This window comes from Rhodococcus sp. B10 (genome assembly GCF_011770055.1).
Lineage (GTDB): Bacteria > Actinomycetota > Actinomycetes > Mycobacteriales > Mycobacteriaceae > Rhodococcoides > Rhodococcoides kyotonensis_B.
Window position 1 is genome coordinate 92,211 of record NZ_JAAFYV010000003.1, and the last position, 26,356, is coordinate 118,566.

General features: G+C 65.9%; 24 protein-coding genes. 20 read left to right on the plus strand and 4 right to left on the minus strand.

Annotation, left to right across the window (positions count from 1 at the left end; translation table 11 throughout):
* The first annotated feature begins 30 nt into the window (after positions 1–30).
* The 13 genes from murC to RhoFasB10_RS02970 all read left to right on the plus strand — a co-directional run bounded on the left by murC (position 31) and on the right by RhoFasB10_RS02970 (position 13,965).
* Positions 31–1,518, plus strand: coding sequence for a UDP-N-acetylmuramate--L-alanine ligase (gene murC, locus RhoFasB10_RS02910; RefSeq protein ID WP_068420952.1), 1,488 nt, complete (start codon positions 31–33; stop codon positions 1,516–1,518).
* Positions 1,515–2,351: an FtsQ-type POTRA domain-containing protein gene (locus tag RhoFasB10_RS02915; RefSeq protein ID WP_346764342.1), complete on the plus strand. Its 837-nt coding sequence runs from the start codon at positions 1,515–1,517 to the stop codon at positions 2,349–2,351. Before murC ends, RhoFasB10_RS02915 begins: the two co-directional genes overlap by 4 nt.
* A gap of 238 nt (positions 2,352–2,589) precedes the next feature.
* On the plus strand, positions 2,590–3,816 hold the full coding sequence (gene ftsZ, locus RhoFasB10_RS02920) for a cell division protein FtsZ (RefSeq protein WP_068420685.1): 1,227 nt from the start codon (positions 2,590–2,592) through the stop codon (positions 3,814–3,816).
* Positions 3,817–3,851: 35 nt separating this feature from the next.
* Positions 3,852–4,583 carry a peptidoglycan editing factor PgeF gene (pgeF, locus tag RhoFasB10_RS02925; protein WP_167675093.1) on the plus strand — a complete coding sequence of 244 codons (732 nt, stop codon included), beginning with the start codon at positions 3,852–3,854 and terminating at the stop codon, positions 4,581–4,583.
* On the plus strand, positions 4,580–5,344 hold the full coding sequence (locus RhoFasB10_RS02930) for a YggS family pyridoxal phosphate-dependent enzyme (RefSeq protein WP_346764343.1): 765 nt from the start codon (positions 4,580–4,582) through the stop codon (positions 5,342–5,344). The genes pgeF and RhoFasB10_RS02930 overlap by 4 nt, the downstream gene beginning before the upstream one ends.
* 102 nt (positions 5,345–5,446) lie before the next feature.
* Positions 5,447–6,112, plus strand: a complete 666-nt coding sequence (locus tag RhoFasB10_RS02935) for a cell division protein SepF (RefSeq protein WP_068420690.1) — start codon at positions 5,447–5,449, stop codon at positions 6,110–6,112.
* Between the two features lie 101 nt (positions 6,113–6,213).
* Positions 6,214–6,501, plus strand: a complete 288-nt coding sequence (locus tag RhoFasB10_RS02940) for a YggT family protein (RefSeq protein WP_068420693.1) — start codon at positions 6,214–6,216, stop codon at positions 6,499–6,501.
* Between the two features lie 160 nt (positions 6,502–6,661).
* Positions 6,662–7,519, plus strand: a complete 858-nt coding sequence (locus tag RhoFasB10_RS02945) for a DivIVA domain-containing protein (protein WP_114330576.1) — start codon at positions 6,662–6,664, stop codon at positions 7,517–7,519.
* An 84-nt stretch (positions 7,520–7,603) separates the two neighbouring features.
* Positions 7,604–7,774: a hypothetical protein gene (locus RhoFasB10_RS02950; protein ID WP_165839562.1), complete on the plus strand. Its 171-nt coding sequence runs from the start codon at positions 7,604–7,606 to the stop codon at positions 7,772–7,774.
* A gap of 291 nt (positions 7,775–8,065) precedes the next feature.
* Complete coding sequence (gene ileS, locus RhoFasB10_RS02955; protein ID WP_114330673.1) at positions 8,066–11,200, plus strand: isoleucine--tRNA ligase; 3,135 nt, start codon at positions 8,066–8,068, stop codon at positions 11,198–11,200.
* Positions 11,197–11,841, plus strand: a complete 645-nt coding sequence (locus tag RhoFasB10_RS02960; RefSeq protein WP_114330577.1) for a peptide deformylase — start codon at positions 11,197–11,199, stop codon at positions 11,839–11,841. The genes ileS and RhoFasB10_RS02960 overlap by 4 nt, the downstream gene beginning before the upstream one ends.
* 34 nt (positions 11,842–11,875) lie before the next feature.
* On the plus strand, positions 11,876–13,213 hold the full coding sequence (locus RhoFasB10_RS02965) for a DNA polymerase IV (RefSeq protein ID WP_068420699.1): 1,338 nt from the start codon (positions 11,876–11,878) through the stop codon (positions 13,211–13,213).
* 239 nt (positions 13,214–13,452) lie between these two features.
* Positions 13,453–13,965 carry a hypothetical protein gene (locus tag RhoFasB10_RS02970; RefSeq protein ID WP_068420701.1) on the plus strand — a complete coding sequence of 171 codons (513 nt, stop codon included), beginning with the start codon at positions 13,453–13,455 and terminating at the stop codon, positions 13,963–13,965.
* A 72-nt stretch (positions 13,966–14,037) separates the two neighbouring features.
* Here RhoFasB10_RS02970 and RhoFasB10_RS02975 read toward each other — a convergent pair whose 3' ends face one another.
* Entirely contained in the window at positions 14,038–14,742 is a 705-nt protein-coding gene (locus RhoFasB10_RS02975) for a hypothetical protein (RefSeq protein WP_240930842.1), read from the minus strand.
* 40 nt (positions 14,743–14,782) lie between these two features.
* On the minus strand, positions 14,783–15,706 hold the full coding sequence (locus RhoFasB10_RS02980; RefSeq protein WP_308115154.1) for a hypothetical protein: 924 nt from the start codon (positions 15,704–15,706) through the stop codon (positions 14,783–14,785).
* A 213-nt stretch (positions 15,707–15,919) separates the two neighbouring features.
* Here RhoFasB10_RS02980 and lspA point away from each other — a divergent pair, with 213 nt between their 5' ends.
* The 4 genes from lspA (at position 15,920) to dnaE (ending at position 21,679) form a co-directional block, all read left to right on the plus strand.
* Positions 15,920–16,426 carry a signal peptidase II gene (lspA, locus tag RhoFasB10_RS02985; RefSeq protein WP_240930854.1) on the plus strand — a complete coding sequence of 169 codons (507 nt, stop codon included), beginning with the start codon at positions 15,920–15,922 and terminating at the stop codon, positions 16,424–16,426.
* Positions 16,423–17,349, plus strand: a complete 927-nt coding sequence (locus RhoFasB10_RS02990; RefSeq protein ID WP_068420709.1) for an RluA family pseudouridine synthase — start codon at positions 16,423–16,425, stop codon at positions 17,347–17,349. The genes lspA and RhoFasB10_RS02990 overlap by 4 nt, the downstream gene beginning before the upstream one ends.
* Positions 17,346–18,008, plus strand: a complete 663-nt coding sequence (locus tag RhoFasB10_RS02995; protein ID WP_240930843.1) for a hypothetical protein — start codon at positions 17,346–17,348, stop codon at positions 18,006–18,008. The genes RhoFasB10_RS02990 and RhoFasB10_RS02995 overlap by 4 nt, the downstream gene beginning before the upstream one ends.
* A 134-nt stretch (positions 18,009–18,142) precedes the next feature.
* Positions 18,143–21,679 carry a DNA polymerase III subunit alpha gene (gene dnaE / locus RhoFasB10_RS03000; protein WP_068420963.1) on the plus strand — a complete coding sequence of 1,179 codons (3,537 nt, stop codon included), beginning with the start codon at positions 18,143–18,145 and terminating at the stop codon, positions 21,677–21,679.
* 90 nt (positions 21,680–21,769) lie between these two features.
* Here dnaE and RhoFasB10_RS03005 read toward each other — a convergent pair whose 3' ends face one another.
* On the minus strand, positions 21,770–22,003 hold the full coding sequence (locus tag RhoFasB10_RS03005) for a hypothetical protein (RefSeq protein ID WP_167675011.1): 234 nt from the start codon (positions 22,001–22,003) through the stop codon (positions 21,770–21,772).
* 163 nt (positions 22,004–22,166) lie between these two features.
* Between RhoFasB10_RS03005 and RhoFasB10_RS03010 the strand changes: the two genes are divergently transcribed.
* The 3 genes from RhoFasB10_RS03010 to ilvA are packed head-to-tail and all read left to right on the plus strand — an operon-like array spanning position 22,167 to position 25,796.
* Positions 22,167–22,604 carry a nitroreductase family deazaflavin-dependent oxidoreductase gene (locus RhoFasB10_RS03010; protein WP_068420713.1) on the plus strand — a complete coding sequence of 146 codons (438 nt, stop codon included), beginning with the start codon at positions 22,167–22,169 and terminating at the stop codon, positions 22,602–22,604.
* Positions 22,604–24,391, plus strand: a complete 1,788-nt coding sequence (locus RhoFasB10_RS03015; protein WP_167675013.1) for a pyruvate dehydrogenase — start codon at positions 22,604–22,606, stop codon at positions 24,389–24,391. Before RhoFasB10_RS03010 ends, RhoFasB10_RS03015 begins: the two co-directional genes overlap by 1 nt.
* A gap of 43 nt (positions 24,392–24,434) precedes the next feature.
* On the plus strand, positions 24,435–25,796 hold the full coding sequence (gene ilvA / locus RhoFasB10_RS03020) for a threonine ammonia-lyase IlvA (RefSeq protein ID WP_167675015.1): 1,362 nt from the start codon (positions 24,435–24,437) through the stop codon (positions 25,794–25,796).
* On the opposite strand, the gene RhoFasB10_RS03025 is transcribed toward ilvA, so the two are convergent.
* Entirely contained in the window at positions 25,784–26,320 is a 537-nt protein-coding gene (locus RhoFasB10_RS03025; RefSeq protein WP_167675017.1) for a TetR/AcrR family transcriptional regulator, read from the minus strand. The genes ilvA and RhoFasB10_RS03025 overlap by 13 nt on opposite strands.
* Positions 26,321–26,356: the final 36 nt, after the last annotated feature.

Genomic DNA, 26,356 nt, shown 5'->3' on the forward strand with positions numbered 1-26,356 from the left:
GAAGGGGACGTGATGACCGAAGGGACGGACATGTCCGAGCTTCCCGCAGAGCTCGAGCGGGTACACATGGTCGGCATCGGCGGAGCCGGCATGTCCGGTATCGCCCGTATTCTGCTCGCCCGCGGCGGACAAGTGTCCGGCTCGGACGCCAAGGAGAGCCGGGGCGTACTCGCGCTGCGTGCCCGCGGCGCCGAAGTGCGGATCGGGCACGACGCGTCGGCGCTCGACATCCTGCCCGGCGGACCCACCGTCGTCGTCACGACGCACGCCGCCATTCCCAAGACCAATCCCGAGCTCGTCGAGGCGCGCAAGCGCGGAATTCCGGTCGTGCTGCGCCCGGCCGTGCTGTCGTCGTTGATGGAGGGCTACCGCACCCTGCTGGTGTCCGGCACGCACGGCAAGACGTCGACGACGTCGATGCTGGTCGTCGCGCTGCAGCACTGCGGCTTCGATCCGTCGTTCGCGGTCGGCGGCGAGCTCAACGAAGCCGGAACCAACGCGCATCACGGCAGCGGAGACGTGTTCGTCGCCGAGGCCGACGAGAGCGACGGGTCGCTGCTGCAGTATTCGCCGAACGTCGTCATCGTCACCAACATCGAGGCCGATCACCTCGATTACTTCGGCACCGCCGAGAAGTACGTCCAGGTGTTCGACGACTTCGTCGCCAGGCTCGGCGAGGGCGGTGTCCTCGTGGCGTGCATGGACGATCCGGGCTCGGCTGCGCTCGCCAAGCGAGTGCACGCCCGCGCGATTCCCGGCGTTCGGGTTCTCGGGTACGGATCCGAGGATGTCGACGCGGGGGACGTCGAAATGGCCGTCCGGCTGCTCGGCTGGGAGCCCGAAGACGCGGGTGGCGTCGCGCAGTTGCTCGTCGCGGGGGAGGACAAGCCGCGCACGCTGCGACTGGGCGTGCCCGGACGGCACACGGCGTCGAACGCGTTGGGTGCATTCACCGCCGGCTTGCAGGTCGGTGCGGACATCGACGACCTTCTCGCGGGCCTCGCCGGCTTCGGAGGCGTGCACCGACGGTTCCAGATTCGCGGTCGCGAGCACGGCATCCGGGTGTTCGACGACTACGCGCATCACCCCACCGAAGTTCGAGCGGTGCTCACCGCAGCGCAGCAGCTGGTAGCCAGCGCGGCAGGGGAGAACGGCGAGCGCGGACGTGTCGTCGTGGTGTTCCAGCCGCATCTCTACTCGCGGACCGAGACGTTCGCGTCGGAGTTCGGCGCCGCGCTCAGTCTCGCCGACGAGGTCGTCGTGCTCGATGTCTACGGTGCCCGCGAGGAACCGCTGCCCGGTGTCACCGGAGCCTTGGTCGCCGCCGCGGTCACCACGCCGGTGAACTATCAGCCGGATCTGTCGCTCGTCGCGAAGCAGGTCGCCGGGCTGGCCGCGCCGGGCGACGTCGTCATCACGATGGGTGCGGGTGACGTCACCATGCTGGCCGGGCCGATACTCGACGCGTTGCGTTCGAAGACCGACTTTCGAACTGGGCAACGCCAGGCATCGGAGTGAATGCTCGCTCGGGGCGGTCCGAACGACCGCCCGGCACCGACGCGAACCGACGCGATCGGCGTCGAGCACGGTCGCGCAATTCCGAAGATGTCGCAGCCGATCCGTCACCCGAGGCGCTCGACCGCGAACGCCGACGTGCCGCGCGCGAGGAAGAACGCCGGCGGGTCAAGCGATCTCGTCGACGCGGGCTCCTGATCGCGTCGGCGGTCGTCGCCGTGATCGTCGCGGGCGTGATCGCCGTCTACTTCACCCCGTTGTTGACGGTGCGGTCGATCGAGGTCGACGGGAACTCGTCCGTCTCGACCGAGGAGATCGTCGGCGATCTGGCGATTCCGCTGGGGGAACGCCTCGTTCACGTCGACACGGGTGCCGCGGCGCAACGCGTCGCGGGAATTCCCGCGCTGGCGTCGGCCCGTGTGCAACGCATGTATCCATCGACGGTGCGCGTCACCGTCGTCGAGCGCGTTGCGGTGGTGTTCGTCGACCAGCCGGACGGCACACACCTTCTCGATTCCGACGGCGTCGACTTCGCGGTCGCACCACCGCCCCCGGGGACGGTGCGTCTGGTCACCGACACTCCTGGCGCCGGCGATCCGGCAACGGAAAGCGCTCTGGCAGTGCTCGATTCGCTTCCGGAATCGTTGCGCGGCATGGTCGGGGAGGTGCGCGCGTCGTCGATCTCGGACGTGTCGATGCTGCTGCTCGACGGACGAACGCTGGTGTGGGGCAACCGAGACAATGCCGAGCGGAAATCCGCTGTGGCTCTTGCTCTCATGTCGCAGCCCGGACAGATACTGGACGTCTCGAGTCCGGACCTTCCGACGACCAAGTAGATTGTCCTTACATCGGTCCGAATCCCACGCGACACACGAATCACAATTTCTTCGGTGTCGCTCGGCGCGCCTAACGGCGGATGGTGGCACCGATGCATAGCGTTCCCTCCAGTCGAATACTTGACATAACACTGAGCCTGTGGTTGAGGTTGAGGGTTTCCGTCGAGACTTCGGCCCCAGCAGGACCACGGACCACACAGCAATCAGCTTCATCAGTCAATACGGAAGGCGAGAGCCCATGACGCCCCCGCACAACTACCTCGCCGTAATCAAGGTCGTCGGCATCGGCGGCGGCGGCGTTAACGCGGTCAACCGCATGATCGAACAGGGACTCAAGGGAGTCGAGTTCATCGCGGTGAACACCGACGCGCAAGCGCTGCTGATGAGCGACGCCGACGTCAAGCTCGATGTCGGTCGCGAACTCACGCGCGGACTCGGCGCAGGTGCCGACCCCGAGGTCGGTCGCAAGGCTGCCGACGACCACAAGGACGAGATCGAAGAGGTACTCAAGGGTGCCGACATGGTGTTCGTCACGGCCGGTGAAGGTGGTGGAACCGGAACCGGTGGCGCCCCCGTCGTCGCGAACATCGCACGCAAGCTCGGTGCACTGACCGTCGGCGTCGTGACGCGTCCGTTCTCGTTCGAGGGCAAGCGACGCGGCGGCCAGGCCGACTCGGGCATCCAGCAGCTCCGCGAATCCTGCGACACGCTCATCGTCATTCCGAACGACCGTCTGCTCCAGCTCGGCGACGCGGCCGTCAGCCTGATGGACGCGTTCCGCAGCGCCGACGAGGTGCTCCTCAACGGCGTGCAGGGCATCACGGACCTCATCACCACCCCGGGTCTGATCAACGTCGACTTCGCCGACGTCAAGGGCGTGATGTCCGGTGCAGGCAGCGCGTTGATGGGTATCGGGTCGTCTCGCGGCGAAGGCCGCGCCATCAAAGCTGCCGAGGCTGCGATCAATTCACCGCTGCTCGAAGCGTCGATGGAAGGTGCTCGCGGGGTGCTGCTGTCGATCGCGGGTGGATCCGACCTCGGGCTGTTCGAGATCAACGAAGCTGCGTCGCTCGTTCAGGAAGCGGCCCACATCGACGCCAACATCATCTTCGGCACCGTCATCGACGACTCGCTCGGCGACGAGGTGCGCGTCACCGTCATAGCGGCCGGGTTCGACGGCGGTACGCCGACGCGTCGTCCCGTCGAGGCAGCTCCCGCGTCGGGACGCGGCCCCATCGGGTCGGCTCGATCGGGCGAGGTGTCCTCGCGTGGGCAGGAGTCGACCGAGTCGGGTGCGGTGTTCCGTGACCCCGTCGGCGCTCCGACGAGCAGCAACCTTCCACCGCTGTCGACGTCCGGCCCCGGTTCGAGCCAGCCGCCGAGCCGTGACTCGGGACGTCGCGTTCCCGTCTCCGACGACGACGGTGACGACGACGTCGACGTACCCTCGTTCATGCGTCGCTGACACGAGCGAACGCGCGCACGAGAGGAACGAGAACACTGAGTTTCAAGGTACGTCGAGTGTCCACCACACGTGCCGGAGGTGTCTCGGCGCCTCCGTTCGACAGCTTCAACCTCGGCGACCACGTCGGCGACGAGCCGTCGGCCGTGGCCGCCAATCGTGAGCGTCTCGGTCGCGAGCTCGGGCTCGGCTCGGACCGTCTCGTCTGGATGGAGCAGGTACACGGGCGAACGGTCGCCGTCGTCGACGAGTCGACGGTGGGGCCGGTCCCGGTCACCGATGCTCTGGTGACGACGACGCCCGACCTCGGTCTGGTGGTGCTGACCGCCGACTGCGTCCCGGTTCTCCTGTCCGACGAGGAGGCGGGTGTCGTCGCGGCGGTGCACGCAGGCCGAGTGGGGGCCAGGACCGGCATCATTCCCCGCGTTCTCGAAGTCATGGTCGAGCAGGGTGCCGAACTGTCGCGTATCGGCGCGTTCCTCGGTCCCGCGGCCAGCGGCAGGCAGTACGAAGTGCCCGCGCACATGCAAGCCGACGTCGAGAAGCACCTGCCCGGCAGTGCGACGACCACCGTGCGCAAGACGCCGGGTCTCGACATTCGGGCCGGGATTCGTAAGCAACTGCTCGACGTCGGTGTGTCCGGTGTCGCGGTCGATCCTCGGTGCACGATCGAGGACCGGACCCTCTTCAGCCACCGTCGCGAAGCACCGACCGGCAGGTTGGCCAGTGTGGTCTGGATGGACACGTCCGCAGGCGAGCAGGCGTCGTGACTCCCGACGCAGGCCGCGTCCAGGAGATCGAGGCGGCGTTGACCGCCGTCCGGGAGCGTCTTCGCGCTGCATGCGAGGTCGCCGGGCGCCACGACGACGTCATGCTGCTGCCGGTGACGAAGTTCTTCCCGGCGAGCGACGTCGAGATCCTGTATCGACTCGGATGCCGCGAGTTCGGAGAGTCACGGGAGCAGGAAGCGACGGCGAAGGCGGCGGAGCTGCACGAGACGTTCGCAGACGGTCCCGCTGAGTGGCACATGATCGGTCACCTTCAACGCAACAAAGCCAGAGCCGTTGCCCGCTGGGCGCATTCCATACATTCGGTCGACAGCGACCGACTCGTGGACGCGCTGCAGAAGGCAGTGCGACGGGCGCACGACGACGGCGACCGTACGACGCCGCTGAACGTGCTGATTCAGGTGAGTCTCGACGGCGACGTGCACCGAGGTGGTGTCGAACGCGCGGACCTCGCAGCGCTCGCCGACCACGTCGCATCGCGACACGACCTGTCCTTCGCGGGACTGATGGCCGTCCCGCCGCTCGGCGCAGACCCCGATGCCGCGTTCGCCGACCTCGCGCAGCTGCATCGCGACATCCTCGCCGACCACCCCGGTGCGACGCAGTTGTCCGCCGGCATGACGTCCGATCTCGAGTCCGCTGTTCGACATGGATCGACTTGCGTGCGTGTCGGAACCGCAATACTCGGTTCTCGGCCGATAGCCTCGCCAGTACAGACCACGGATCACTCCAGTCACAACTGACACACGGATTGACCACACTGACCGGAGTGGAGCCAGCGGAATGACCAGACTGATCCGGAGTGGAGCCAGCGGAATGACCAGACTGAGCGGAAGGCACGATCGATGAGCACCCTGCACAAGTTCAAGGCGTACTTCGGCATGGTTCCTCTCGCGGACTACGAGGACGACTACCTGGACGAGCCCGATACGCATCGGGGCTCGCGCGGTCGCGACCCGTACGCCGACGACGATCGTGGTGACCGCGAGTTCGCGAAGCCGAGCTTCAGCTCGCGTCGCCCGTCGCGTGCAGAGCTCGACGACATCGACGACGAGTACGACGACTACGAGGCCCCGCGTCAGGCACCGACGTTGGCGCCGATCGGCGGTCGGTCCTCGCGACCGACGTCGGTCGGTCGAGGCGCCGCGACGAGAGGCAACCTGGCAGTGGACACGCGAATGGACGTACGCGCGGAGACGCGTCGCAGCCCGGTCGTCGACGACCAGAGCGCTCTGTCGAAGATCACCACGCTGCGTCCCCGCGATTACAGCGAGGCCAGGACGATCGGTGAGCGTTTCCGTGACGGCACTCCCGTCATCATGGACCTGGTCGAGATGAGCAACGCCGACGCCAAGCGTCTCGTGGACTTCGCGGCGGGCCTTGCGTTCGCTCTCCGCGGATCGTTCGACAAGGTGGCGACGAAGGTGTTCCTTCTGTCGCCTGCGGACATCGACGTGTCGCCGCAGGAGCGACGTCGAATCGCCGAGACCGGCTTCTACAGCCAGCAGTGACCGTATTTTCGAGGTGAAATACCCGGCGGTTCGATCGAGCGTTTCAGGTCTCTGACCTGCTCGCTTTGATCGAACCGCTTTTTTCGGGCAGAGTATGAGCTGTGGCCTTGTTCGCGGTTCTCTACTTCGTTCTGTTCATATTCTGGCTTCTGCTGATCGGCCGCATTATCGTCGAATTCATCAGGACGTTCGCGCGTGATTGGCGCCCGTCGGGAATTGTGGTGGTATTGCTCGAGGCGATATTCACGGTGACCGATCCGCCGGTCAAGCTGCTTCGCCGTCTGATACCGCCGGTGAACCTGGGTGGGGTTCGTCTCGACTTGTCGATCATGGTTTTGTTGTTCGGGGTATTCATCCTGATGACGGTCGTACGGAGTTTGGGGTCGTAGCAGTCGATACTTCGGTGAAAGACTTCGGGGCGCGCGCGACCTGCGCAAACCGATGTGACAGAATGGACGCCAGTTACAGTTTGTTTGTTCCGGACCGTGTGGAATGGGATATAACTGAATGCTTGCTCTACCGCCTCAAGACGCGTGAAGGGATCCTTCCATGCCGCTGACTCCAGCTGATGTGCACAATGTCGCGTTCAGCAAGCCGCCGATCGGTAAGCGCGGCTACAACGAAGACGAGGTGGACGCCTTCCTCGATCTCGTCGAGCAAGAGTTGTCGCGACTCATCGAAGAGAACGCAGACCTGCGCCAGCGGGTAGGTGAACTCGATCAGGAACTGTCCGACGCCAAGAGCAACGCTCGCCAGAGCGGTGGCTCCTCGCAGCAGCCTGCTCCGGTTCAGAAGGCCCCCGAGCCTCAGCGCCCGGTCGAGCCGCCGAAGCCTGCGCCCGTCGTGGCGCCCACCCCTGCTCCCGCACCTGCGGCAGCTCAGAGCGGTGGAGACTCGAACATGCAGGCCGCGAAGATTCTCGGCCTCGCGCAGGAGATGGCCGACCGCCTGACGAGCGACGCGAAGACCGAGTCCGAGCAGTTGCTGGGTAACGCTCGTACCAACGCCGAGCGTCTCGTCACCGACGCGCGCACGCGGTCCGAGGCGATGGTGTCCGATGCACGTCAGAAGTCGGAGTCGTTGCTGTCCGACGCTCAGACGCGTTCCGAGACGCAGCTCCGGCAGGCCAAGGAGAAGGCCGATGCCCTCCAGGCCGATGCAGAGCGCAAGCACACCGAGATCATGGCGACGATCAACGAGCAGCGCTCGGTCCTCGAAGGCCGCATCGAGCAGCTCAAGACGTTCGAGCGTGAATACCGTGTTCGCCTGAAGTCCTACCTCGAGTCGCAGCTCGAAGAGCTCGAGAACCGCTCGTCCGCTCTTCCCGTCGACAACGGCCAGGACAGCTTCAACCAGGACAATCAGTCGTCCGGGTACAGCCAGTCGTACGCCAAGGGGAACAACTGAGGTTGCTCGTCTGAACGCGTCGTGCGTCACGGCCGACCCCGGGTCTGAACAACGCCGAGAGGCGCATCGGGAGCGGGGTGGGTCGTGCTGGTACTGACGCTGTGTGCGGCCGCGGTCGGATTCGCGTTGCTGGTCATCGCGTTGATGACCGGCTCGGTCCTGTGGGCGTGGGGTTGCATCGTGGTGTGTGTCCTCGGTGCGGTTCTGCTCCTCGCCGGTGCGTTGATCGGGAGGAAGACCCCGCCCGATCGGTAGTGCAACACCGACGGGGATCCGGTTTGCATCCGTCGTTACAATCGTTGTCAGGCGTCGATCCGGCTATCACCGGGGAGCCTTCGGAAGAACGGCGGGACCACGCGTCTCGCTCAGTAGAACCGAACGGGTCGGCCCGTCACAGCCGTTACGGAAAGTGGCTCGGAGAATCGTCTGACGATCTTCGTGCAAACGGGGTGGTACCGCGGTATCGGCGTCCACACGCCGACGTCGTCCCCGTGCCGAATCTTTGTTCCGCTCCACGCGAGCGGTTGGCACGGAGGAGTGACCACCATGACCGACGTCGAGTCCTCGTCGCGCGAGTCGTATCCGCTCGTCGACTACGCCGGCAGCAAGGCCGGTAGCGTCTCGTTCCCCGAACTCGAGCAGAAGGTTCTCGAGGCGTGGGCCGCCGACGGGACGTTCCGAGCGAGCGTCGAGAACCGCGCGGACGCCGAGGAGTTCGTCTTCTACGACGGCCCTCCCTTTGCCAACGGCCTTCCTCACTACGGGCACCTGCTGACGGGCTACGTCAAGGACCTCGTACCGCGCTTCCAGACGATGCGAGGCAAGAAGGTCGAGCGTCGATTCGGTTGGGACTGCCACGGACTGCCTGCCGAGCTGGAAGCAGAGAAGCAGCTCGGCATCAAGGACAAGTCCGAGATCGACGAGATGGGTCTCGCCAAGTTCAACGACTACTGCAAGCAGTCGGTGCTGCGGTACACCGACGAGTGGCGTGACTACGTCACCCGGCAGGCGCGGTGGGTCGACTTCGACAACGATTACAAGACCCTGGACACGGACTTCATGGAGTCCGTCATGTGGGCGTTCAAGACCCTGTACGACAAAGGCCTGATCTATCAGGGCTACCGCGTGCTCCCGTACAGCTGGTACGAGCAGACGCCGTTGTCCAACCAGGAAACCCGCCTCGACGACGCCTACAAGATGCGTCAGGATCCGGCCGTCACCGTCACGATGCCACTGTCCGCGCCGGACTCGGTGCTGGACGGCGCGAACGCGCTCATCTGGACGACGACGCCGTGGACGTTGCCGTCCAACCTCGCGATCGCGGTTCATCCCGAGGTGCGCTACGTGCAGGTCCGCGGAAGCGACGGCGAACGCTACGTGCTCGCGGCGGAACGCGTCGCACACTATGCGCGTGAACTCGGCGACGAGCCGGAGGTGCTGTCCGAGCACGTCGGAGCCGATCTCGTCGGACTGACGTACGCGCCGCCGTTCGACTTCTTCCTCGGGCACCCGAATTCCCATCGGGTCCTCGACGCGGAGTACGTCACCACCGATTCCGGTACCGGAATCGTCCACCTCGCACCGGCTTTCGGTGAAGAGGACATGGATGTCGCGACAGCCAACGGCATCGAGGTCGTGCAACCGCTCGACCCGGGTGGCAAGTTCACCTCGCTCGTACCGCCGTACGAGGGCCTGATGGTGTTCGACGCCAACCCGGTCATCATCAAGGACCTCAAGGCGTCGGGACGGCTGCTGCGGCACGAGACCATCGAGCACTCCTACCCGCACTCGTGGCGGTCGGGTCAGCCGCTCATCTACATGGCGGTCCCGTCGTGGTTCGTCGCGGTGACGAAGTTCCGCGACCGCATGGTCGAGCTGAACCAGCAGATCACCTGGGTTCCCGAGCACATCCGCGACGGCCAGTTCGGCAAGTGGCTCGAAGGCGCCCGAGACTGGAACATCAGCCGAAACCGCTACTGGGGCAGCCCGATTCCGGTGTGGACGTCGGACGATCCCGAGTACCCGCGCATCGACGTCTACGGCAGTCTCGACGATCTGGAGCGAGACTTCGGCGTGCGGCCGGACGATCTGCACCGTCCGTACATCGACGACCTGACGCGTCCGAACCCGGACGATCCGACGGGCAAGTCGACGATGCGTCGTGTTCCCGAGGTACTGGACTGCTGGTTCGAATCCGGGTCGATGCCGTACGCGCAGGTGCACTTTCCGTTCGAGAACGAAGACTGGTTCCACACGCACAACCCCGGCGACTTCATCGTCGAGTACAACGGTCAGACGCGCGGCTGGTTCTACACGCTGCACGTGCTGGCGACGGCATTGTTCGATCGTCCCGCGTTCAAGACCGTTGCGGCACACGGCATCGTGCTGGGCGACGACGGACTGAAGATGAGCAAGTCCAAGGGCAACTACCCCGACGTGAAGGAGGTGTTCGACCGGGACGGCAGCGATGCGATGCGCTGGTTCCTGATGTCGTCGCCGATCCTGCGCGGCGGCAACCTGATCGTCACCGAGCAGGGCATCCGTGAGGGTGTGCGCCAGGCGTTACTGCCGATCTGGAACGCGTGGAGCTTCCTGCAGTTGTATGCGGGCAAGCCGGGCACGTGGCGTACCGATTCGCCGCACGTCCTGGACCGGTACGTGCTCGCGAAACTGTCGGCGACACGGGACGCCATCACCGATGCTCTCGAGGTCGACGACATCGCCGGTGCGTGCGACGAACTGCGTACGTTCTGCGACGCACTCACCAATTGGTATGTGCGACGGTCGCGTTCGAGGTTCTGGAGCGAGGACTCCGACGCGATCGACACGTTGCACACGGTGCTCGAGGTGCTCACACGCCTTGCGGCGCCGCTGCTTCCGCTGATCAGCGAAGTGGTGTGGCGCGGTCTCACGGGTGGTCGATCGGTGCACCTCGCGGACTGGCCGGCGCAGCTGGATCTGCCGTCGGACCCCGAGCTGGTGAGCTCGATGGACGAGGTGCGGTCGGTCTGCTCTACCGTGCTCGGTCTGCGCAAGGCGCAGAACCTGCGGGTGCGGTTGCCGCTGCCCGAGGTCACGGTTGCCGCCGAGGACGCCGAGCGTCTGCGTCCGTACGCCGACATCATCGCGGACGAGGTGAACGTCAAGAAGGTCGATCTCACCGACGACGTCGCGGTGCACGGCAAGTTCGAGCTCGTCGTGAACGCGCGCGCCGCAGGCCCGCGCATCGGCAAGGACGTGCAGAAGGTCATCAAGGCGGTCAAGGCGGGGGAGTGGTCCGAGGACGAGAGCGGCACCGTCAGTGCCGCCGGAATCGAGCTGCTGCCGACCGAGTACACCCGCAAACTGGTTGCCGCCGAACCGGATTCGACGGCCGCGCTGCCGGGCAACGCCGGTCTCGTGGTGCTCGACTCGCAGGTGACGGCCGAGCTCGAAGCCGAAGGCTGGGCCAAGGACCGCATCCGTGAGCTGCAGGATGCGCGTCGCAGCCTCGGTCTCGACGTGTCGGATCGGATCGAGATCGTCGCGTCGGTTCCGGCCGACCGGCAGCAGTGGTTCGACACGCACCGCGATCTGATCGCCGGTGAGGTCCTCGCGCTGTCGATCGTCGACGGCGATCCCGGTGCCGACGGCGTCGACCTGGGTGAGAGTGTGCGTGTTCGGATCACACGAGCGCAGTGACGATCGAGGAGTCGGTGGAGGGCATCGTCCGTCGGGTGTTGTCCTCCGCGCGTGACGGTGTCGTGCCGATCGTCGCCGTCGGTGATCCGGTCCTCCGGGTTCCGGCGTCGGCGTACACCGGTCAGTTGGAAGCGCGCACCCTGGGGCGTGTGATCGACGTGATGCGCGAGACGATGCGCGATGCACCGGGCGTGGGACTGGCTGCTCCGCAGATCGGCGTGCCGTTACGCATCGCCGTGATAGAGGACGAGTACGACGTCGCACCCGAGGTTGCCGCGGTGCGCGAACGGACGCCTGTGCCGTTTCGCGTGGTGGTGAACCCGACGTACGCCGAGATCGGGCCTGCGCGCCGTTCTTTCTACGAGGGGTGTCTGAGCGTTCCGGGATATCAGGCGGTCGTGTCGCGGGCAGCCGACGTTCGCCTCGAATGCACCGACCACGACGGGCGGGAGGTGGTCGAGACGCTGCACGGCTGGCCGGCGCGCATCGTCGCGCACGAGACCGACCACCTCGACGGCGTCGTCTACCTGGACAAAGCCGTCACGCGGTCGATCGCCGCCACCGACGTGTACGTCGACCGATGGGCGGACGCGTCGCCGCATCGGGCCGCCGACGCGTTGGGCTTCGCGCTCGACGAATGATCACCTGTCGGAAGTCCGGGAGTACGTTTCGGCCATGACCGACTCACGCAGTAGACGGTGGGTTCTGCATCTCGACATGGATGCGTTCTTCGCGTCCGTCGAGCAGCTGACCCGTCCGACGCTGCGTGGACGGCCTGTGCTGGTCGGCGGCGCGGGTGGGCGTGGCGTCGTCGCAGGATGCAGCTACGAGGCCCGCGTGTTCGGCGCGAGGTCCGCGATGCCGATGCACCAGGCGCGACGACTCGTCGGCGCAGGTGCCGTCGTGCTGCCGCCTCGTGGTGCGCTCTACCAGGTGTTGAGCCGCCGGGTGTTCGAGAGTCTTCGCACCCGCATGCCGGTGCTCGAGCAACTGTCGCTCGACGAGGCATTCGGTGAACCGGCCGAACTCGCCGGTGCGACGGCCGCCGAGGTCGAGGAGTTCTGCGAGTCGTTGCGAGCACTCGTCCGCGAGGAAACTGGATTGATCTGCAGCCTGGGAGCCGGGTCGGGAAAGCAGATCGCGAAGATCGCGTCGGGGCTGGCGAAACCCGACGGCGTCACGGTGGTGTCACCCGGCGAGCAAACGGCTCTGATGGCCGCGCTGCCGGTACGCAAGCTGTGGGGGATAGGTCCTGTCGCCGACGAGAAGCTGCGGCGGCTCGGTATCGACACGATTGGGAAGTTCGTCGCCACACCCGAATCCGAGGTGGCCTCGATTCTGGGCGGCACCGTCGGTCCCAGCCTGCACAAGCTTGCACGAGGAATCGACGATCGAGCCGTCGCGGAACGTGCCGAGGCGAAGCAGGTGAGTGCCGAGACGACGTTCGCGCACGACCTGGTGACGCTGGCTCAGCTACGCGCCGCGGTGGACAAGAGCGCGGACGCCGCGCATCGACGGTTGCTGAAGGACGGCCGGGGGGCGCGCACGATCGTGCTGAAACTGCGCAAGTCGGATATGAGTATCGTCACCCGTTCGGTGACACTGCCCTACGCGACCGTCGACAAGCAGACCATCGTGGCGGCCGCCCAGCGGCAGGTGCTCGATCCCGTCGAGCTGGGTCCCATTCGCCTCGTCGGTGTCGGTCTGGCCGGACTGTCCGCTGTGCAACAGGGTTCGTTGTTTCCGGAGTTGGAGCACGATTCCGAGGATTCACCTCGCGAACAAACGACGGCGGCGGAAATTGTGGCTTCGGTAAGAGAGCACGGTCCGAAGTGGCACCCGGGCATGGACGTAAGGCATCCTGAATACGGACACGGGTGGGTCCAGGGGGCTGGCCACTCCGTGGTGACGGTTCGATTCGAGACGCGATCTTCAGGACCCGGTCGTGCTCGTACCTTTGCCGAGGGAGACACGATGCTCGAGGTAGCGGACGCGCTCGGAAGTCTGGAATGAGGCTCGGGCCGCAGAAGCTGAGGAACGGGAGTGGAGCCTGCAGGAACGACCTTGCCGGTGGGACGGGAGTGGAGCCTGCAGGAACGACCTTACCGGTGAGTAGGCAATTTCTGGCCGGGTGGCTCGTGTCCTGGCATAGTGGAGCCGCCTGAAACGAACGACCCGATGACCCGCCGGCGCCGACGAAGTGGCGCCGGCTACGTGAAAAGACACGCAGAAGAACTGAAGGGACAGAGCAATTGAAGCTTCGTAACACCCGACGGGCACTGGTTGCCGGCGTCGCGATCGCCGCCACGCTGACGATGACCGCATGCAGTTCCGGTGACGACGAGGGAGGAAACGACGCCACGACGTCCGCGTCGGTTGCGTCGACCACCGCTACGACCGAGGCTCAGAGCGACTACCCACCTGTTCCCACCGCCGAGGAGCTCAACCAGGAGCTTGCTCGTGGACTCGACCCGGCCGTGCCGGTCGAGGAGAAGGCTCAGCTCATTCAAGGCGCCGAGGCCGATCCCGAACTGATCAACCAGGTTGCCGCCGCGGCTGTCCAGAACGGCGCGGAAATCGTCATCACGAGTGTCGACGACCTCGGAGACGGCACGCTCAACGCGGGTGCCACCCTGACCATCGGCGGACAGGCCAACCCCGGCAACTTCACCTTCGTCGCAGAGGACGGCGTCTGGAAGCTGTCGAAGGAGAACGCCTGCAGCTTCGTCCAGCTCGCGCAGCTGACGTCGCCTGCCTGCGCATGATGCGTTAGTTTCACGGCTTCATTCGATGCCGGTGTTCGGTTCTTCACGAACCGAACACCGGCATCGGTGTTTCTACACCCCGCGGGCGACGCCGCGGATTCCGTCCACCGCGGCCTGCGCGAGCGCGGACAACGTGGCGTCGTCGACGCCGTCCTCGTCGGTCGCGACCACCTGAACGACAGTCGAATCCACGACGGCGACGACGACGTCCGACACGAGCGTGAAGCCGCCGCTCTCGATCTGCAGCCGGGCCGCCACCGACGCGTCACCTGCCGTGACGTCGCCGTCGCGGCCCGAGAGGGTGTACGCGACGTCGATTCCGTCGGCGTCCGTTCCGGTGAACGTGGCGCATTCGGCGAAGGTCGCCTGGACGGCGGCAAACGCGTCGGCAGCGCCCCGATCGACGTAGCTGGCGGCGTCCTCGTCGATCGACGAGAAGTCGGGACCCGAGTAGCGCACCTCGGCCGACGCGGCCGCGTCGGCGAACTGCTGCGAGATCGGCGCCAGGACATCGGCGCAGCGCTGCGGGTCGGTGCCCGACTGGTCCGGTGCGTCGTACTCGGGCGCCGGATCGAGTCCGAGGTCCCGTACCGGGTCGGGGATGACGGTGTAGCCGGGCGGCAGCGACTCCAGCGGGATCATCGCCGACTGCAGCACCGAAGAGTCGGTGATCGGCGGACCGGCCAGCGGGTCCGGTGCGGACACTGCCGCCGGTGCAGGCGCGGTAGTGCTGGGCGCGGTGTCGTCCGAGTTCGCGCCGCAGGCCGCGGACACCACCGCGCACGTCCCCAGTACCACGGCGAGGCGCAGGGACCGGTCACGACGTCGTCCATCGCAGCGAGTCGGTGATGTTCTGTCCCAGCACGGTCGTCCCCTCGGGGTCGCTGTACTGCTGCATACCCCCGACGGACACGTCGCCGCTCACCGGAAGTGGCTTCGTCAGGTCGAGTTCGACCGTTCCCGACCCGGACATGACGTAGGAATCGATGTTCAGACTGCCGGCTTCGTCGGGGAGGTCGAGCGTCGTCGACGCGGGGGTCTGGTCGATCTGCAGATCGATGGTGAGACGGTCGCCGTCGCGGGCGCGCAACGTGGCCCGGGTGACCTGGTTCAGCGTCACACCACTGATGACCTGTTGTGAGGTGGTCCATACCGCGCCGACGCCGACATCGCCCTCGGGGAACGACACCGAGCGGTAGACCGCCTGATTGAGTGCCTGTTCGATCGCGGCTCTGGCCGAGTCCTGTGCCTGTTCGGAGGGTGTGATGCTCAGCGCGGTGACGGCACCGGTGTCGGTGACCGTCAACCCGGCAGCCGAACCTTCCGACGCCGCAAGAGCGTCCGTCAGGCGCTGGTCCGCCGACGTCGCCTTTCCGATGGACAGCGCGACCTGGTCGCCGTCCGGCGACGCGGTCAGGGGAAGCGTCAACTCCGGAGTCGAGAAGTCCTGGACGGCCTGGTCGTCGATCTGCTGCGTCACCGTGGAGCTGGTGACGAGCTGTACCGATTGCTCGCCGTCGTACGCGGGGGTCAGCGGCGAGCGCGGCTCGGCGCCCGGGTCGACCAACGTCGTCGTCACCGGGGTGACCGGAAGCGACACGCTCGTCGGCGTCGACGTGGCCTCGGTGTCGGCGGATGCACTGTCGTCGGACGAGCTGCACGCGGTCATCACGGCTGCGGCGGCGACCAGCGCCGCGAGGGCGCGCAGGCGCCGCATCGGAGTTTCGGAAGTCGAGATCACGGGACCAGGCTACGGATGTGCGGGGCCCGGGCGCGGCCACGCGTCGGTCGAATCCCCTTCCCCGATAGGTCGGATGTTCGGCATGCACATGTGATGCTTCATGATGGAGGGGTGAGTGACGACCGTCCAGCCGACCCCAAACCCCCAGAACAGCCCGACGAGAACCCCGGCGCGGAAGCCGAGGTGGCGTCGACCAAGCCGTTGCGCACCCGGATGCTCGTCCTGATCGCCGCGGTGATCCTCGCGTTGGACCTCGTCACCAAGATCGCGGTCGTTCGATGGATCGAGCCCGGCAACCCCGTCGAGATCATCGGCGACGTCGTGACTCTCCGTCTCGTCCGCAACCCCGGTGCGGCGTTCTCGATGGCCACCGGTATGACGTGGTTGTTGACGATCGTCGCGGTGTGTGTCGTCATCGGCGTGATCAGAATCGGGCGGACGCTGCGGTCACCGCTGTGGGCTCTCGGCCTCGGACTGGTCCTCGGCGGCGCGCTGGGCAATCTGATCGACAGGTTCTTCCGCGCGCCGGGGCCACTGCAGGGACACGTCGTCGACTTCGTGTCGGTGGGCTGGTGGCCGGTGTTCAACGTCGCCGACTCGTCGATCGTGTGTGGCGCGATTCTGCTCGTCGTGTTGAGCCTGTTCGGATTCGAGCCGAACGGCACTCGGGCGCACTCGAAGAAGTCTGCGGCAGCGTCGACCTCGGCGGCCGACGAATGAGGGAATCACGGTCGATGCCGGTTCCCGACGGCCTCGACGGAATGCGCGTCGACGCGGGCGTGTCACGGCTGCTCGGGTTGTCCCGAAACGTCGTCGCGACGCTCGCCGAGGAAGGGTCGGTCGCCGTCGACGGCACGGCGGTGGGCAAGTCCGACCGGCTTTCTGCGGGTACGTGGCTCGAGGTGGAGCTTCCCGAGCCTGCTCGGGAGCTGACGATCGAGGCCGAACCCGTTCCCGGGATGGACATCCTGTATGCCGACGACGACATCGTCGCGGTCGACAAGCCGGTCGGCGTCGCGGCGCACGCGAGTGTCGGATGGACCGGTCCGACGGTCATCGGCGGTCTTGCCGCGGCGGGCTACCGCATCTCGACGTCCGGTGCACACGAGCGTCAGGGCATCGTGCATCGGCTCGACGTCGGTACGTCCGGCGTGATGGTGGTCGCGACGTCCGAGCGCGCGTACACGATTCTGAAGCGGGCATTCAAGCAACGAACCATCGAGAAGCGCTATCACGCTCTCGTGCAAGGCCATCCGGATCCGAGCAGCGGAACGATCGACGCGCCGATCGGGCGTCACGGCAGCAACGACTGGAAGTTCGCGGTGCGCGCGGACGGCAAGCCGAGCGTGACGCACTACGACACCATCGAGGCGTTCCAGGCGGCAAGTCTGTTGGACGTGCACCTCGAAACCGGTCGTACGCATCAGATTCGCGTGCACTTCTCGGCGTTGCGACACCCGTGCTGCGGCGATCTGACGTACGGCGCCGATCCGCGGCTGGCCGAGAGGCTCGGTCTCGAGCGTCAGTGGCTGCACGCCAAGTCGCTGGGGTTCGCGCATCCATCCGACGGTCGATGGGTGGAGATCGAGAGCAAGTACCCCGCCGACCTCGAACACGCCCTCGAGGTACTGCGAAACGCATGATGCGGGTAGGTGGCCTCGTCGAGGGCGTCGTGATCGCGGCGGCTGCCGTCGGGCTGTGCGCCGTCGTCGGAATCGCGAAGCCCCTGCCCGTGGCCGGTGTGAGCACTGACCGTCTCGGACCCGACTCGGGGGAGACCGTCGCCGAGTACACCGGCCGCGCGCGCGCCGGACTGGCCGAACCGGGTGACTCCGAACCTCGTTGGGCGCTCGTGTCGTTCGACACGTACGTCTCGCCCGGACAGTCGTTCTCGGCAGCGCGGGGTGAACGGATCGCCCAGGTGCTGATCCGGGTGCCGATCGAGCGAGTACAGACGCGAGTGCTCGCCATCGGTGTCCCGGGTACGGACGCGTCCGTGAGTTCTGCGCTCGACGTCGCGGCGACGGAGCTGCATGCGGGAGTCGGACAATGGGACCGGCAGGCGCAGATCGACGCGGCGTCGGTCACTCGTCTCGCGGCGGGGTGCGACTGTGTCGTCGGTCTCGTCGTGCGCGCGGATCCGTCCGCGCTGGCGGCGATCGAGAACGAGCCGGGCGTCCGTGCCGTCGAGGCACTGCCTGCCGATGCGCGCGCAGGTCATTTCGCGGTTCGGGCACTGCTGCCCGACTACATCGACGTCGTGGGTGCACTGCCCGACGACGGTCCGATCCCGGCGCCCTAGACACGCGGGGCTTCGGACACACCGACGACTACGGATCTGTCGCTGCCGAGTAATAGAGTGGGGGCACTTCCGCCGACCTGCCTCGGCCGCTCGACCATCCAGCTGTGCCGCTCGACCCTCAGGAGAGAACCTTCGTGGCTGACTCGTTCGTTCATCTGCACAACCACACCGAGTACTCGATGCTCGACGGGGCGGCGAAGATCGCGCCGCTGTTCGCAGAGGCGAACCGCCTGGAGATGACGGCCGTCGGTATGACCGACCACGGCAACATGTACGGCGCCAGCGAGTTCTACAACGAGGCCAAGAAGGCAGGCATCAAGCCGATCATCGGCATCGAGGCATACATCGCTCCCGAGTCGCGCTTCAACAAGAAGCGCGTGTTGTGGGGTGACCGCAACCAGAAGTCGGACGACGTCTCCGGTAGCGGCGCGTACACCCACATGACGATGGTCGCCGAGAACGCGACGGGTGTCCGTAACTTGTTCAAGTTGTCGTCCCTGGCCTCGATCGAGGGTCAGCTCGGCAAGTGGGCTCGCATGGACGAGGAGATCATCGCCCAGCACGCCGAGGGCATCATCGCGACGACGGGCTGCCCGTCGGGAGAGGTGCAGACGCGTCTGCGCCTCGGTCACGACCGGGAAGCGTTGGAAGCGGCCGCGAAGTGGCAGGAGATCTGGGGCAAGGACAACTTCTTCCTCGAGCTGATGGACCACGGTCTGTCGATCGAGCGACGTGTCCGCGAAGGTCTGTTGGAGATCGGCAGAAAACTCGACATTCGGCCGCTCGCCACCAACGACTGCCACTACGTCACCAAGGACGCGGCCGAGAACCACGAAGCGCTGCTGTGTATCCAGACCGGTAAGACGCTGAGCGACCCCACCCGGTTCAAGTTCGACGGCGACGGCTACTACCTCAAGTCCGCAGCCGAGATGCGTCAGCTGTGGGACGGCGAGGTTCCCGGTGCGTGCGACAGCACGTTGCTCATCGCCGAGCGTGTGCAGCCGTACGACGACGTCTGGGCTCACCGCGACCGTATGCCGATCTTCCCCGTGCCGGAGGGAGAGACGCAGGGGTCCTGGCTCGCCAAGGAGGTCGACAAGGGCCTCGAATGGCGGTTCCCGAACGGGGTGCCGCAGGAATATCGCGATCGCGCGAAGTACGAGATCAGCGTCATCCTGGAAATGGGCTTCCCAGCGTACTTTCTCGTCGTCGGTGACCTCATCGCGCATGCTCGCGACGTCGGTATCCGCGTCGGACCCGGCCGTGGTTCGGCTGCAGGCTCGCTCGTCGCGTACGCGATGGGTATCACCAACATCGACCCGCTGCCGCACGGCCTGCTGTTCGAGCGATTCCTCAACCCCGAGCGCGTGTCGATGCCCGATATCGATATCGACTTCGACGACCGTCGCCGCGGTGAGATGGTGCGCTACGCCACGGAGAAGTGGGGTAGCGACCGCGTCGCGCAGGTCATCACGTTCGGCACCATCAAGACCAAGGCCGCCATCAAGGACTCCGCGCGCGTCCAGTTCGGCCAGCCCGGTTTCGCGATCGCCGACCAGATCACCAAGGCGCTGCCGCCGCCCATCATGGCGAAGGACATCTCGGTCGCCGGCATCACCGACCCGGCGCACGAGCGGTACAAGGAAGCGACCGAGGTCCGTGCGCTCATCGACTCCAACCCCGATGTGGCGACCATCTACAAGACCGCTCGCGGGCTCGAAGGTCTGATCCGCAACGCCGGTGTGCACGCCTGCGCGGTCATCATGTCGTCGGAACCGCTCACGGACGCGATTCCGGTGTGGAAGCGCGCGCAGGACGGCGCCATCATCACCGGCTGGGACTACCCGTCGTGTGAGGCCATCGGCCTGCTCAAGATGGACTTCCTGGGTCTGCGGAACCTGACCGTCATCGGTGACGCCATCGACAACATCAAGTCCAATCGCGGCATCGACCTCGATCTCGACACGCTGGGCCTCGACGACCCGGCGACGTACGAATTGCTCGCTCGCGGTGACACTCTCGGCGTGTTTCAGCTCGACGGCAGCGCGATGCGAGACCTGCTGCGACGCATGCAGCCGACCGGGTTCGAGGACATCGTCGCCGTGCTCGCGCTGTACCGCCCCGGTCCGATGGGCATGAACGCGCACAACGACTACGCCGACCGCAAGAACGGTCGACAAGAGGTCAAGCCGATTCACCCCGAGCTCGAAGAACCGCTCGCGGAGATTCTGAAGGACACGTACGGCCTGATCGTGTATCAGGAGCAGATCATGCAGATCGCGCAGAAGGTCGCCGGGTACTCGCTCGGTCAGGCCGACATTCTGCGTCGAGCGATGGGTAAGAAGAAGCTGTCGGTGCTGGAAGAGGCGTATGCCGGATTCCGCGACGGCATGCTCGCCAACAACTTTTCCGAGCCCGCGATCAAGGCGCTGTGGGACACGATTCTCCCGTTCGCCGGGTACGCGTTCAACAAGTCGCACGCCGCAGGCTACGGACTCGTCTCGTACTGGACCGGCTACCTCAAGGCCAACTACCCGGGTGAGTACATGGCCGGTCTGCTCACCAGCGTCAGCGACGACAAGGACAAGTCTGCGGTCTACCTCGCCGACTGCCGCAAGCTCGGCATCACGGTGCTTCCTCCGGATGTCAACGAGTCGGAGCTGAACTTCGCATCCGTGGGCAAGGACATCCGATTCGGTCTCGGCGCCGTGCGCAACGTCGGCACCAACGTCGTCGCGTCGATCATCAGAGCGCGCGAGGAGAAGAGCAAGTACACCGACTTCTCCGACTACCTGAACAAGATCGACGCGACCGCGTGCAGCAAGAAGGTCACCGAGTCGCTGATCAAGTCCGGTGCGTTCGATTCGCTCGACCATCCGCGCAAGGGCTTGATGCTCATCCACGCCGACGCCATCGATTCGGTGATGGGCACGAAGAAAGCCGAGGCCATCGGTCAGTTCGACCTGTTCGGCGGCGAGGACGCCGACGAGTCGATCAGCTCGGTGTTCAATGTCCGTGTGCCGGACGAGGAGTGGGACTCCAAGCACCGGCTCGCGCTCGAGCGGGAGATGCTCGGCCTGTACGTCTCCGGACACCCGCTGATGGGCGTCGAGCACATGCTCGCTGCGCAGTCGGACACCAACATCCCGGCCATCCTCGAAGGTGACGTCAAGGACGGAACGCAGGTCACGATCGGCGGCATTCTGGCGTCGGTCAACCGCCGCATCAACAAGAACGGTCTGACGTGGGCGTCGGCGCAGCTCGAGGATCTCGTCGGTGGCATCGAAGTGTTGTTCTTCCCGCAGTCGTACTCGGTGTTCGGCGCCGACGTGACCGAGGACTCGGTGGTTCTGGTGAAGGGTCGCGTGTCGGTGCGCGACGATCGGATCTCGATCATCGCGAACGACCTTGCCGTGCCGGATCTGTCGGCCGTCGGTGTCGCGAAGCCGTTGGCGGTCATGTTGCCGACGCGGTTGTGCACGGCCGACAAGGTCGGTGCGCTCAAGCGCGTGTTGATGAGTCACCCGGGGACGTCGGACGTGCACTTGCGTCTGGTCAGCGGCGACAAGGTGACCGCACTCAAGCTCGACGACAGTTTGCGCGTCACTCCGACGTCGGCGCTGATGGGTGACCTGAAGGCTCTACTCGGTCCCGGCTGCCTCGCCGGCTAGCGGACCGGTAGCCGGTCTACGACAGTTGCTGGTACACGACAGTGGCCGGTGTCGACGACGAATCCGTCGACACCGGCCACTGTCGTGCAGTCAGTTGCGCAGTTGCTCCGTCGACTTCAGAACCCACCACGCGACGACGGTTGCTGCTGCGGCACCGAGGACGGCGACCTGCAGTGACGTGGTGAGAGCGAGCGCGCCGACGAACACGAGCACACCGAAAATCAACGACTCGACCTTGTACACCGGCCACGCGGTCCCGGCGATGTCGACGGTGTGTACCTGCGCGGGCCTGCGGGTAGGGATTCGGGGGATTGCGTAGGTCATTGCGCGCTCCGTTCGGCTGTGCTGCGTACTCGCTTCAGGGTATACGCATCGCAGGTTTCGGTCCACCGAAACTTCTTCTGTCGGCGCCCTGTTTGTGCATCGATGGTCCACGACAGTTGTCCAACGGCTGCCACGGTCCATCGATGCTGGGATACTCGGGGTCATGCCATTGACAGGTGAATACGAACCGAGCACATCCGATTGGGCGCGCGAGCAGGCCGAGCTGCTGGAGGGTTCAGGCGGCACCGAGGGAACGTCGTTGCGCGGCATGCCGGTCGTGCTGTTGACGACCAAGGGCAACAAGTCCGGCAAGCTGCGCAAGACGCCGCTGATGCGCGTCGAGCACGACGGCGAATACGCGGTGGTCGCATCGTTGGGCGGCGCACCGAAACATCCCGTCTGGTACTACAACATCGTCGCCGAGCCGCTGGTCGAACTCCGTGACGGCACCGACAACGCCGACTACACCGCACGGGAAGTCACCGGCGACGAAAAGGCCGTGTGGTGGGAGCGGGCCGTCGAGGCGTTCCCGGACTACGCGGACTATCAGAAGAAGACGGACCGCGAGATTCCCGTCTTCGTGCTGACCCGGGTCCAGTAGTGGCGAGGAATTCGAAGCCCGGCACGGTAGCCGAGCAGCTCGTCGCGCAACTCGTCGACGCGGGGGTGCGGCGCATCTACGGCGTCGTCGGCGACAGCCTCAACCCGATCGTCGACGCGGTCCGCCGCAGCGGGGGATCGTCGGAAGGCGGCATCGACTGGATCCACGTTCGGCACGAGGAGGCGGCGGCATTCGCCGCGTCCGCGGAAGCGCAGCTGACCGGACAACTCGCGGTCTGCGCAGGCTCGTGCGGTCCCGGCAACCTGCACCTGATCAACGGCCTCTACGACGCCAACCGATCGGGCGCGCCGGTGCTCGCGATCGCGTCGCACATCCCGAGCGTGCAGATCGGTTCGAGCTTCTTCCAGGAGACGCATCCGGACCGGTTGTTCGTCGAATGCTCGGTGTACGCGGAGTTGATCAGCACCGCCGAACAATCGCCGCGGGTGGTGCATTCGGCTGTGCAGCATGCACTCGGTGCGCCGGGCGTCGCCGTCGTGACGCTGCCCGGTGACATCGCCGACGAACCCGTGGGACGTCCGGCGCCGTCGTTCGTGAAGACGGGCACACCGTCACTTGTTCCCGACGACGCCGATGTTCGACGGCTCGCCGCCGCGATAGACGAGGCGTCGACGGTGGCGATCTTCGCGGGTGCCGGGGCGAAGGACGCGAGGACCGAATTACTGGAACTCGCCGAGCTGCTCGGTGCACCGATCGGGCATTCGTTGCGCGGCAAGGAGTACGTGCAGTACGACAATCCGTTCGACATCGGGATGACGGAACTTCTGGGATACGGCGCGGCGCACGACGGCATCCACGACGCGGACCTGCTTCTCCTGATCGGGACGGACTTTCCCTACGATCAGTTCCTGCCCGACCGCGTGCGGACGGCGCAGATCGACAGTGCGGCCGAAAAGCTCGGTCGCAGAACGAGTCTCGATTTCGCCGTGCACGGCGATGCGAAGAGCACGCTGGCGGCATTGCTGCCCCTGGTGCAGCGCAAGTCCGACAGGTCGTTCCTGAAACGCACGCTCGATCGACACGAGACGCTGATGACGAAGGTCGTCGGCGCGTACACGACACCGGTCAAGCAACGAACGCCGATCCACCCGGAGTACGCGGCGTCGATCCTCGACGACCTGGCTGCACGCGACGCCGTGTTCACCTCCGACACCGGCATGTGCAACGTGTGGACCGCTCGCTATCTGAATCCGAACGGCAGTAGACGTTTCGTGTCGTCGGCACTGCACGGTTCGATGGCCAACGCGCTTCCCCATGCGATCGGAGCGCAGGTGGCGTTCCCGACGCGTCAGGTCGTGTCGCTCTCGGGCGACGGTGGCCTGTCCATGCTGATGGGGGAGTTGCTGACCGTCGCGATGTATCGACTGCCGGTGAAGATCGTCGTGTTCAACAACTCGACGCTGGGCATGGTCAAGTTGGAGATGCTCGTCGACGGCATTCCCGACTTCGGGGTCGATGTGCCCGCCACGGACTACGCGGCCATCGCGTCGGCGCTGAAGATCTTCTCGCGGCGCATCGAGGACCCGGCCGACCTGGAGTCGGGAATCGCGGCGGCGCTCGAACACGACGGGCCGGCGCTGGTCGACATCGTCACCGACCCGAACGCGCTGTCGCTGCCGCCGACGATCACCGGCGAGCAGGTGAAGGGTTTCGCGTTGGCGATGTCACGGATGGTCATGAACGGTGGCGTCGGCGAGGCGGTGCAGATGGCCAAGTCGAACCTGCGTAACGTTCCGCTACCGTCTCAGTTCGACCCGAGACGGTAGTCCCGACTTACCGTCGGAACTGCGCTGGTGGCAGCATGGACGGGTGTCCAACTCGCCTGAAGTAGCCGAAGCACGCACTCATCCGTTCGCGGTCACCGCGGACGACATCGATGCGGCTGCCCGGCGAATTTCGGACGTCGTCGCGTCGACGCCGCTGCAATACTGCGAACGGCTGTCCGCTGTCACCGGCGCGCACGTCTATCTCAAGCGTGAAGACCTCCAGATCGTGCGCTCGTACAAGATTCGCGGCGCCTACAACCTGATGGCCCAGCTGACGCCCGAGGAGCTGGCCGTCGGAGTCGTCACTGCCAGTGCAGGCAACCACGCGCAGGGCGTCGCTTTCGCGTGCCGCGCGATGCAGGTGCAGGGCCGGATCTACGTGCCGGCCAACACGCCCAAACAGAAGCGCGATCGGATCCGTGTGCACGGGGGCGAGTTCGTCGAGCTGATCGTCACCGGCGACACGTTCGACGCGGCTGCGGCGTCGGCCGCCGAGGATGTCGTCCAGACCGGCGCCACGATGGTTCCGCCGTTCGACGACCCGCGGACCGTGGCAGGTCAGGGCACGATCGCCGCCGAGATCGTCGAGCAGCTCGGCGCCGCTCCTGACACGGTCGTCATGCCGGTCGGAGGCGGCGGCTGCATCGCCGGCATCTCCACGTATCTGCGCGAACGCTCCCCGTCGACGGCACTCGTCGGTGTCGAGCCGTCGGGGGCTGCGTCGATGACGGCCGCGCTCGTGGCGGGCGGTCCGGTGACGTTGTCGAACATCGATCCCTTCGTCGACGGTGCCGCCGTGCGCCGTATCGGCGACGTGCCGTACGAGGCGCTGCGATTCCTCGGCGCCGAGGTCGTCTCGCACGCGTCGCTGCCCCTCGTGACGGTGCCGACCTTCCCGCGCACCGAGAACGCGTCGGGACCGTTTTTGATGACGCAGATCGACGAGGGTGCGATCTGCACGGCGATGCTCGACCTGTACCAGAACGAGGGAGTCATCGCCGAACCGGCTGGTGCGCTGAGTGTTGCTGCGTTGAACCAGATCTCGGTCGCGCCGGGCAGTACGGTCGTGTGCCTGGTGTCCGGTGGCAACAACGACGTGTCGCGGTACGGCGAGATTCTCGAACGCTCGCTGGTGCACCTCGGACTCAAGCACTATTTCCTGGTGGATTTCCCACAGGAGCCGGGCGCGTTGCGTCGATTCCTCGACGAAGTTCTCGGGCCCGACGACGACATCACACTGTTCGAGTACGTCAAGCGCAACAACCGGGAAACCGGTGCCGCGCTCGTCGGCGTCGAGTTGGGTCATGCATCGGGACTCAGTTCGTTGCTCGAGCGGATGCGGTCGTCGCGGCTGCGCGTCGAACAGCTCGAACCGGGTTCACCGGCGTACAGCTACTTGACCTGATCGCCGGCGAGCAAGCGCTCGACCACCTTCTGGTGTAGCTCGGGTTCCACGTCGGGCAGGTTCATCAGCGCGTTCAGGTAGATCCCGTCGCCGACGAGTCGGACGATCTCGGCCGAGACGGGGTCGGTGATCTCGGCGCGAATCGCTTCGTCCCACAACCGCATGACCTCGGTCACGGCATCCTGGATCTCGCCGGGCGCGCCGTCGATGCTGCGCAGCACCGCGAGAGTCGATCGAAACAGAGCGATCTCTTTCTCCGAAATGGTCTTCGGCGGTTGCAGGTACCACTGAGCGACGGTGGTTCCGCCCTGCTCGGCCTGCGCTCGCTGTGCGTCGGAACGGTCGCCGAGCCGTCGCACCATCGCCGCGATCATCGCGTCCTTGGTGTTGAAGTGATAGAGCAGCCCGCCCTTGGACACCCCGGCCTTCGCCGCGACGGCCTCCAGCGTCACCTTCGTCGATCCCTCGCCCAGCAGGAGCTCCTCGAGCGCGTCGAGTATTCGGTCTCGTGTGTCGCGTGACATACCGCCAGTGTAAACGACTGTACCGGCTGGACGGTC

Coding starts and splice junctions, on each gene's coding strand:
- RhoFasB10_RS03025 (WP_167675017.1), bottom strand. CDS start 26,320: ATGTCACGCGACACACGAGACCGAATACTCGACGCGCTCGAGGAGCTC.
- RhoFasB10_RS02945 (WP_114330576.1), top strand. CDS start 6,662: ATGCCGCTGACTCCAGCTGATGTGCACAATGTCGCGTTCAGCAAGCCG.
- ileS (WP_114330673.1), top strand. CDS start 8,066: ATGACCGACGTCGAGTCCTCGTCGCGCGAGTCGTATCCGCTCGTCGAC.
- ftsZ (WP_068420685.1), top strand. CDS start 2,590: ATGACGCCCCCGCACAACTACCTCGCCGTAATCAAGGTCGTCGGCATC.
- RhoFasB10_RS02995 (WP_240930843.1), top strand. CDS start 17,346: ATGATGCGGGTAGGTGGCCTCGTCGAGGGCGTCGTGATCGCGGCGGCT.
- murC (WP_068420952.1), top strand. CDS start 31: ATGTCCGAGCTTCCCGCAGAGCTCGAGCGGGTACACATGGTCGGCATC.
- RhoFasB10_RS02935 (WP_068420690.1), top strand. CDS start 5,447: ATGAGCACCCTGCACAAGTTCAAGGCGTACTTCGGCATGGTTCCTCTC.
- RhoFasB10_RS02965 (WP_068420699.1), top strand. CDS start 11,876: ATGACCGACTCACGCAGTAGACGGTGGGTTCTGCATCTCGACATGGAT.
- RhoFasB10_RS03010 (WP_068420713.1), top strand. CDS start 22,167: ATGCCATTGACAGGTGAATACGAACCGAGCACATCCGATTGGGCGCGC.
- RhoFasB10_RS02990 (WP_068420709.1), top strand. CDS start 16,423: ATGAGGGAATCACGGTCGATGCCGGTTCCCGACGGCCTCGACGGAATG.
- RhoFasB10_RS03005 (WP_167675011.1), bottom strand. CDS start 22,003: ATGACCTACGCAATCCCCCGAATCCCTACCCGCAGGCCCGCGCAGGTA.
- lspA (WP_240930854.1), top strand. CDS start 15,920: ATGCTCGTCCTGATCGCCGCGGTGATCCTCGCGTTGGACCTCGTCACC.